This is a genomic window from bacterium (genome assembly GCA_021108215.1).
GTDB lineage: Bacteria > Oederibacteriota > JAAXVQ01 > JAAXVQ01 > JAUVAV01 > JAIORK01.
The window spans coordinates 122801-130947 of the sequence record JAIORK010000029.1 but is presented as its reverse complement, the minus strand read 5'-3'; the positions used below and the strand labels follow the sequence as shown (position 1 = coordinate 130947).

Sequence of the window (8147 nt, the reverse complement as noted above, 5' to 3'; positions counted from 1 at the left end):
CCTTTGCTGATCTGCTGATCTGTTGCTCGGCTGCTCTGTCCCGCACCTTCGGTGCGGGACTGGTGCCCCCGGCGCGATTCGAACGCACGGCCAACGGTTTAGGAAACCGCTGCTCTATCCAACTGAGCTACGGGGGCGACACGACCCGCTTAATACGTCAGCAGGGAAAACACATCCTGATTGCCGAGTTTTTCCCGCCCCTTTAAAAATGCCAATTCAATGAGAAATGTTATACCGACAATCTCACCTTTTAATTTCCCAATTAAATCCATGGCTGCCGCGACTGTCCCGCCGGTAGCCAACAAATCATCAGCAATCAAGACACGCTCGCCCGGTTTAATTGCATCAGCATGAACTTCCAGCGAATCTGTGCCATATTCCAATGCATAGGTCGTCTGAAGCGTTTGTCCGGGTAACTTTCCCGGTTTGCGTACCGGAACAATGCCCGTACCCAATTTATACGCCAGAGGTGCCCCCAGAATAAACCCGCGCGCTTCCACACACACAATCTGATCAACTCTTTTTCCGGAATAATGGTCGGCAATCATATCAACTGCCTTATGAAACTGCCTGGGATCGCCCAGCAGCGGTGTTATATCTTTAAATACAATACCCGGTTTAGGAAAATTCAAAATATCACGGACCTTCTCTTTGATTTTTTCCACCATATCCGTCACCTCGTTCATTTAAAAATATCCTCAACGCCGGAATGACCCTGGCGTAAATAAGCACGTAATTTTTTCAGTGCAGTCATTTCGATTTGCCGGATTCTTTCGCGTGTCAGTCCAAAAACTTTTCCGGTCTGTTCAAGCGTACAGGGAGAGGCCTCATCAAGCCCGAAGCGCGTAATAATAATCATTCTTTCTTTTTCAGTCAATATATTGAGCATGTCTTGCAAGCGCTCTTTTTGAATATTCCCCAGAATACTGGCATCCGGAGACTCATTTTTCTTGTCTTCCAGAAAATCCCCCAATTTTCTTCCATCCGTTTCAGAATGTCCCACCATGGTTTCCAGATAAGCGGGTTTTTGATCTACCTGCATAAGTTCATTGACATACTCCACGGTAACTTTCAGCGCTTTGGCGATTTCATGCGACGAGGGTTCCCTCCGAAGCTTCTGAGACAGTTCATACTTCACACGCGAAAACCGCGATACCTTTTCAACCACATGGACGGGCAATCGAATAAGATTGCTTTGGTTTGCCAAAGCGCGTTTGATGTGCTGGCGCACCCACCAGGCAGCATAGGTTGAAAACCGGAAACCTTTTTCAGGTTCAAATTTTTCAACTGCCCGCATCAAACCCAGATTGCCCTCCTCAATCAAATCAAGCAGAGACAGCCCCCGATTCAAATAACGCTTGGCCATGGAAATCACCAGACGCAGATTACTGACAATCATCGTCTGCCGCGCTGTAGCATCATTTTTTTTCACACGATACGCCAACGCCTGCTCCTGCTCAAAAGTCAAGAGCGGCACTTTACTGACTTCCACAAGGTACTGCTTGACCGCATCAATTTCCTGCCCTTTGCGCCCCCGTTTTTCTTCCTTATCTTCCAGCACCTGATATCCCAGCTTCGCTTGATCCTGTTCGTGACCAAGCTCAACTTCTTCTTTTACTGCTTCATTCTCCTGCGCGAGCGCCTCACCCTGAAGCGTCTCCTCCGCATTCAAGCTGTGGGTCGATTCATCGGGCACTGAATGGCGTTCATTTTCCCTGTCACCCAAAGCGTGCGATTTAACTTCATTCGCCGATACCGGCGTCCTCTTCTCCTCCCCCAGGCCGAATTTTATTCGCGCCGGACGGCCGCGCTTCAAATTTTCTTTTGATTTATTATTAATTTGAAAGATTTTTACCAGACGGCCGGTTTTTTTTATTTTAGCTGGGCGGCCGGCTTTTTTCAACTTTGCCGGGCGGCCGACTTTTTTCAGTTTGGCCGGACGGCCAACTTTTTTCAACTTTGCCGGGCGGCCGACTTTTTTCAGTTTGGCTGGACGACCGGCTTTTTTCAGTTTAACCGGGCGGCCGGCTTTTTTCAACTTTGCCGGGCGGCCGACTTTTTTCAGTTTGGCCGGACGACCGGCTTTTTTCAACTTTGCCGGGCAGCCGGCTTTTTTCAGTTTAACCGGGCGGCCGGCTTTTTTCAGTTTAACCGGGCGGCCGGCTTTTTTCAGTTTTGCCGAACGGTCAACTTTTACATTTTTTTTTAATACGCTTTTTAGGATATTTTTTTTCGAATGAATACTTTTCTTGATTTTTGTCGGGGCAATCCCGTTGGCAGCCTTTCCCGAACGAGAGGTTGCCTTTTTAGTCTGCGATTGCGCTTTCACGCTCTTTTTTTTAACTGCTTTTTTCTTCTGAGTAATTGCCATGCAACGGTTCCTTTACCCTAGAAGCTAATTTGAAAGTCCACCCAATCAGATTCGGGGTCCAGCCATTCTACTTTTACCTTTTCAACCACAGACAACTCCGGGCCTTGTTTCATTGCGAGAATAAAACGCTCCAACATTTTTTCCTGCCCCTGCGCTTCCACCAAAACAGACCGATCTGCCTGGTTTTTCACAAATCCAGTCAGGTGCATCGAAACTGCTGTGCGCTGGATGAAATAACGATACCCAACACCTTGAACCAATCCTGAAGCTGCCGCACGCAATCGCCGCTCCGGTTTCACCATAGTTTTTCAACATAAGTAATCCCAAAAATCAAATGATCTGATATAACCTCACCTAAATTCTGAACTTCTCCAATCGTATCCAAATTTCGACCAGCGATCGAAAGAACTAAATTGGATGCCAGCAACATCCGTATTCCAATATTAATGCCGGTTGCATCGTACTCAAAAATCATTTCCGACCCGGGAAAAAGGGTTTTTCCCAATCCGAAATAACCTTTTTCAAAACGTCCGGTTCCCCAGCCGACGAGCAGCGTCACATTGGACAATCCGGTAAAAAAACGCTGAACAGTGCAATAGTAATCCTGTTCTTCAACACCAACCGCCAAACCAATAGCCGCCCAATCTTGGTCCAGCAGCTTAAGTTTTGCCTGACCCCGGAAAGCATCCTTTAAAAATGCCGGAACATTTTTTTCCACCAGATCCCAGCGAGACAAATTCCGGTAAGGTTCAAACGCCGCCGCCAATTCATCCGCATTAAAAAAAAGTCCTGCCTCAATAAAGTCGAATAATCCTATATTTATTTTAGCCCGATTCAAATGAATTCCGGCCGATAAATTCCCTGATCCGGGAACCGAAGCCGATGGAATGTTAACCCAGCCGGTAGGCCCCGCAAGCGATGTCCCGCGTTCTAAATAACGTGTGGCCAAATCAACTTTTGCCCATGCTTGACTGACCGCGAAAAGCGAAAGGAGCGCCCCAATGCCTGCAAGAAAAAAAATGTTTTTATTATTTTTGGGAAACATCCTTTAGTCCTCAAATACTCTTCACTTGGTACTTCATATTATACCGAGCCCCCTTTGGGGTCGGAGGTTCTATTGCTCTTGGTTTTCCGAACAGTAGAACAGTAGACTGCAGCTTCGCTTTTCTCCCCTGCTCTACTGTTCTACTGCTCAGCTGCTCCAAAATTTTCGCAAAGCGAAAATTTTACTGGTCGGGGCGAGAGGACTTGAACCTCCGACCCCCTGCTCCCGAAGCAGGTACGCTAGCCACTGCGCTACGCCCCGACATAAGATCAATACCGACTTTCAAATTTTTAAAAATAGCTGTTCCCCCAATCCCCCTGAGAGACCGGAGGTTCCATTGCTCTTGATTTCCCGAACTGTAGAACCGCAGACTGCAGCTTCGCTTTTCTCTCCTGCTCTACTGTTCTACTGCTCAGCTGCTCCAAAATTTTCGCAAAGCGAAAATTTTACTGGTCGGGGCGAGAGGAATTGAACCTCCGACCTCTCGCACCCCAAGCGAGCACGCTAGCCACTGCGCTACGCCCCGACAAACAAAACGCATCCTAAAACGAAAAGGCCATACTATACCCGAAAGCCTTATCCGGTGCAACCGCTGTTTTTGTTTTTTCAAAATCATTTAAAACTCCGCAAACACTCCTGATACCTAAAAAATCCAACCGTCCAGTTATTCACGATTGAGCATTTGCAGTATACCTTCCAGTTCTTTTTTCACGCGATGGATTGTATTAAATAATTTATTCTCGCGTAACCCTAATTTTAAATTCATTTGCGCTTTTTCAGGACGCAGTTCGCCGGATAATTTTCTTTTGGCACCCGCAATCGTAAATTTTTCATCATAAAGCAGTTGTTTTATTTTCTGGATCAGCCGCAGGTCTTTACTCCGGTAAATCCGCTGACCCGTGCTCCCTTTGTCGGGTCTAAGCTGCGGAAATTCCGATTCCCAGTACCGCAGCACATGTGATTTTACACCTGCAATTTCACTGACTTCCCGAATCTGATAAAACATTTTTTCCGGAAGAGACTTCCCTTCACTCGCAGGTTGTTTTTTTGCTTTCGGCATAAATGCCTCCCTGATACTTTAAACTCACTGTCTAACAAGTTTTTTTAATCCACTGCCCGCTCTGAACTGTATTACTTTCTTTTTTGGCACGTCAACCGATTCACCTGTTCTGGGATTGCGGCTCTTTCTTGGATTTCTTGTTTTATAATGAAACGACCCAAAACCAACCAGATGAATGACCTCACCTTTCAGGAGCGAATCCGTAAGCTGTTCAAAAAAATAATCGATTATTTTCCGGCAGTAGCGACGTGACAGACCCAGTTCGGATAATTTTTGAGCCAACACTGCCTTCGTAACCGTTTTTTCTTTGGATGGTTTGCTTTTCAACCTATTGCCTCCGATCCGGATTTCCCGCCGGTCTCCATTTCCGTTTTTCGGGGACGCTGCATTAAATCTTTGACCGCGATCCGGGGTGACTTGACTTCAAATAATATTTTGTAGACCTCGGTGATGATGGGCATCTCAACGTTTTTCTGATCTGCCAGGCGCTTGGCGGACTTGGTGGTCTCGACCCCTTCGGCGACCATTTCCATACTGTTCAAAATTTCTTCCAGCGTCCGGCCCCGGCCAAGTTCTTCCCCAACGCGACGATTCCTGGAATGCTGACTCGTGCAAGTCACAACTAAATCTCCCATACCGGAGAGTCCGGCAAACGTCTCCGGTTTCGCCTGCAAAGCCCTGCCCAAACGTCCCATCTCCGCCAACCCGCGGGTCATCAGGGCTGCTTTGGTATTATCTCCCAATCCCAAGCCATCCACAATGCCGGCGGCGATCGCAATAACATTTTTCAACGCACCGCCCAATTCAACCCCTACAACATCCTGACTGCTATAGACGCGAAAATGTTCCGTACTAAACAACGTCTGAATAAATGTTCCGGTTGCTACATCCTTTGCCGCCGCGACAACGGAGGTTGGAATCTGCCGGCTGACTTCCTCTGCATGACTGGGACCGGAAAGCACACAACACTCCCGGCATAATCCGCATTCTTGTTTAACAACTTCCGACATCCTCATCAAAGTCGTTTGTTCAATCCCTTTGGATGCTGTTATGATGGTGTCCAGCGGCATGCCATAGCCGGCAATTTTCCGAATGACGGTTCGCAGCACCTGGGAAGGAACCGCCATAACGACAATCCGGCTGTCCTGAACCGCTTTTTCCAAATCACTGGTAATGCGGATTGTTTCCGGAATTTTTATGCCCGGTAAAAATTTCGGATTCTCCCGGCGATCGTTGAGAATCGCGGCATAGTCAGGAAAAAATTCCCAAAGCCTGACAGCATGGTTGTTTTGCGCTAAAATAATCGCCAATGCAGTTCCCCATGCTCCGGCGCCGATAACACTAATCGTCTGTTGGTCCCCTTGCGTAACAGTTTCCGTCATAAAATCCATCCCATCACTTTATTTCGAAGACACTTTAACCTTCTGCCCGAATTTGTTTTCCGTTCCCTTTACAATCCGACCGATATTCGCCCGGTGCTTCAAAACGATCATCAGTGCTGATAAAACCGAAACATAAAAAAATAAATACTGGTGTCCGGTTTCACCGACAAACCAGATGATTGCCGGAAAACTAAGTGCAGCCACCAATGATCCGGCTGAAATATAGCGGGTAAGTGCCACGACAACCACAAATGGAATTAAAACCAGCAAGGTTGCCAAGGGTGCCAAACCTAAAAAAACGCCGCAAGTTGTGGCAACCCCCTTCCCGCCTTTAAACCGAAGAAAAAACGTAAACGTATGCCCCATAATCGCGGCCAGACCGCAGGCGACTTTAAGTAAATCGGGATTCCCCGTCACAGCCCATCCGGCAATAATAACCACTGCCAGATAACCCTTCGCCGCATCTGCCAATAATACTAAAATTCCGGAAAACACTCCGAACACGCGCATAATGTTCGTCGCACCTGGATTGCCCGACCCTTGTGTCCGAATATCAACACCGCGTATTTTCCCGTAAACATACGCAAAAGGAATGGACCCTATCCCGTAGCTAACGAGTAAAATCCCAATAATTTTCAAGGTCACTATTATCATTTTTTCTCCTTACTGCCCCGCAGCATAATAATCAGCGGCGTCCCTTCCAAACCAAACCGGGCGCGTAATTCATTTTTTATATGTCGCAGGTAAGCGAAATGCATCCGTTTGACGTCATTGACAAAAAGAGCAAAAGCCGGTGGTCTGACGCCGGTTTGGGAGATATATTTCACTTTCAAAACCTTCCCCCGCCGGCTGGGTGCCGGATGCTTATGGATAATATCCTGAAGTGCTTTATTTAGCAAGCTGGTTTTAATCCGCATTACATGCTGTTCATCTACATAGGCCGCCAGTTCTAAGAGCCGGTTTACACGTTGCCCGTCTTTTGCAGAGATTGTAATCACCGGGGCATAATCCATAAACGGCATCCGCTTCCGCAATCCTTTAATAAACAGGTCTGTGGTATGCGTATCCTTTTCAATCAAATCCCATTTATTAATTGCCAAAATACAGGCGCGTCCTGATTCATGGATGTATCCGGCAATATGTTCGTCTTGTTCTGTAATCGTGCAGCTGGCATCCAGCATTAAAACCGCAATATGCGTCTCTTCAATGGTCCGCAACGCCCGCATCACCGCGTACCGCTCAATCGCATGAGAAATTCTTTTCTTTGCCCGCAATCCGGCAGTATCCAAAATTTGATAGGGTCGTTTCTGAAACTGAAAAAACGAAGACACCGTATCTCGCGTCGTCCCCGGCTCATCATGCACCAGCACACGGTCTGTCCCCAAAATTTTATTCACCAGGGATGATTTGCCGGCATTGGGCCTGCCGGTAATTGCAATTTTAATTGTCAACTCATCTTCTTCGGTTGGTTTGGTTATTGGCGGAATGTGCTCAATTACCGCATCGAGCAGTTCATCAACACAGCGGCCGTGCAATGCTGAAATGGCATAAGGATGTCCAAATCCCAATGACCAAAAATCATGCGCTTGCGCTTCCAACTGCTCGTTATCTATTTTATTAACGCCCAGAACAATTGGTTTGCTTGATTTACGCAGATGCTTGGCCAATTCCCGATCTGCATGATCAAGCGGTGTCCGTCCATCAACAACCATGACAATGACATCCGCTTCTTCCATCGCCAACTGGGTCTGACGCCGCATTTGACTAAGAATATGGTCGGTTGACTCCGGTTCAAAACCACCTGTATCAATAAGTAAAAAATCCCGGTCAAGCCAACGGGCAATATCATAATTCCGATCACGCGTCAACCCGGCATGTTCATCAACAATTGCTCGTGCTTTACCGATAATACGGTTAAACAGAGCTGATTTGCCTACATTCGGTCTGCCAACAATGGCGACAACTTTTCTCGACATAAATCAATCACCTTTTTATTTTTAAAAATGGGATTATATACTGTTTCAGGTAAATAGGGGAGTGATTTTTTAATGAAATGTAACAAGTTATAGAAAAAAAACCTGACAAGCGCCGTCCACAACAGGCGTCTCCTCACCCTGGGGATAAAAATCCACAGGCTTACCCGGCACCCGGCATTCGCCGGGTAAGTACGCCGGGCAAGCTGCCCATTGTGTTCGCGCTGGCACGATAACTATTTTTTTATACAAAAATCATTTTTTTTGAAATATTATTCCTTCTTGTGCGTCTTATCTATATAAGCAACATACAAAC

9 protein-coding genes and 3 tRNA genes are annotated in these 8147 nt (G+C 46.9%); all 12 read right to left on the bottom strand.

The window, feature by feature from the left end; genetic code table 11:
• Positions 1–60: 60 nt before the first annotated feature.
• Positions 61–137: transfer RNA gene (locus K8S19_06610), tRNA-Arg, on the bottom strand.
• Positions 138–149: 12 nt separating this feature from the next.
• A complete protein-coding gene (locus K8S19_06605; GenBank protein ID MCD4813346.1) occupies positions 150–665 on the bottom strand; it encodes an adenine phosphoribosyltransferase in 516 nt (171 codons plus the stop codon).
• Positions 666–682: 17 nt separating this feature from the next.
• On the bottom strand, positions 683–2371 hold the full coding sequence (locus K8S19_06600) for a sigma-70 family RNA polymerase sigma factor (GenBank protein MCD4813345.1): 1689 nt from the start codon (positions 2369–2371) through the stop codon (positions 683–685).
• Between the two features lie 17 nt (positions 2372–2388).
• The gene (locus tag K8S19_06595; protein MCD4813344.1) at positions 2389–2673 is read right to left on the bottom strand and encodes an acylphosphatase; all 285 of its coding nucleotides are present in this window, start codon (positions 2671–2673) and stop codon (positions 2389–2391) included.
• Entirely contained in the window at positions 2667–3416 is a 750-nt protein-coding gene (locus tag K8S19_06590) for a hypothetical protein (protein MCD4813343.1), read from the bottom strand. The genes K8S19_06595 and K8S19_06590 overlap by 7 nt, the downstream gene beginning before the upstream one ends.
• 185 nt (positions 3417–3601) lie before the next feature.
• Positions 3602–3677 (bottom strand) — tRNA-Pro (locus K8S19_06585).
• 189 nt (positions 3678–3866) lie between these two features.
• A tRNA-Pro gene (locus K8S19_06580) sits at positions 3867–3942 on the bottom strand.
• Positions 3943–4080: 138 nt separating this feature from the next.
• Positions 4081–4476, bottom strand: coding sequence for a MerR family transcriptional regulator (locus K8S19_06575; GenBank protein MCD4813342.1), 396 nt, complete (start codon positions 4474–4476; stop codon positions 4081–4083).
• Between the two features lie 24 nt (positions 4477–4500).
• Positions 4501–4803: an HU family DNA-binding protein gene (locus K8S19_06570; protein MCD4813341.1), complete on the bottom strand. Its 303-nt coding sequence runs from the start codon at positions 4801–4803 to the stop codon at positions 4501–4503.
• Positions 4800–5858: an NAD(P)H-dependent glycerol-3-phosphate dehydrogenase gene (locus tag K8S19_06565; protein MCD4813340.1), complete on the bottom strand. Its 1059-nt coding sequence runs from the start codon at positions 5856–5858 to the stop codon at positions 4800–4802. Before K8S19_06565 ends, K8S19_06570 begins: the two co-directional genes overlap by 4 nt.
• Positions 5859–5876: 18 nt before the next feature.
• The gene (plsY, locus tag K8S19_06560; GenBank protein MCD4813339.1) at positions 5877–6512 is read right to left on the bottom strand and encodes a glycerol-3-phosphate 1-O-acyltransferase PlsY; all 636 of its coding nucleotides are present in this window, start codon (positions 6510–6512) and stop codon (positions 5877–5879) included.
• On the bottom strand, positions 6509–7834 hold the full coding sequence (gene der / locus K8S19_06555; protein ID MCD4813338.1) for a ribosome biogenesis GTPase Der: 1326 nt from the start codon (positions 7832–7834) through the stop codon (positions 6509–6511). Before der ends, plsY begins: the two co-directional genes overlap by 4 nt.
• Between the last annotated feature and the right edge of the window lie 313 nt (positions 7835–8147).

What these genes read in the sequence shown, in the direction of transcription:
- K8S19_06600 (MCD4813345.1), bottom strand. Translation starts at nt 2,371, where the DNA reads ATGGCAATTACTCAGAAGAAAAAAGCAGTTAAAAAAAAGAGCGTGAAA.
- K8S19_06595 (MCD4813344.1), bottom strand. Translation starts at nt 2,673, where the DNA reads ATGGTGAAACCGGAGCGGCGATTGCGTGCGGCAGCTTCAGGATTGGTT.
- K8S19_06590 (MCD4813343.1), bottom strand. Translation starts at nt 3,416, where the DNA reads ATGTTTCCCAAAAATAATAAAAACATTTTTTTTCTTGCAGGCATTGGG.
- K8S19_06575 (MCD4813342.1), bottom strand. Translation starts at nt 4,476, where the DNA reads ATGCCGAAAGCAAAAAAACAACCTGCGAGTGAAGGGAAGTCTCTTCCG.
- K8S19_06565 (MCD4813340.1), bottom strand. Translation starts at nt 5,858, where the DNA reads ATGACGGAAACTGTTACGCAAGGGGACCAACAGACGATTAGTGTTATC.
- plsY (MCD4813339.1), bottom strand. Translation starts at nt 6,512, where the DNA reads ATGATAATAGTGACCTTGAAAATTATTGGGATTTTACTCGTTAGCTAC.
- der (MCD4813338.1), bottom strand. Translation starts at nt 7,834, where the DNA reads ATGTCGAGAAAAGTTGTCGCCATTGTTGGCAGACCGAATGTAGGCAAA.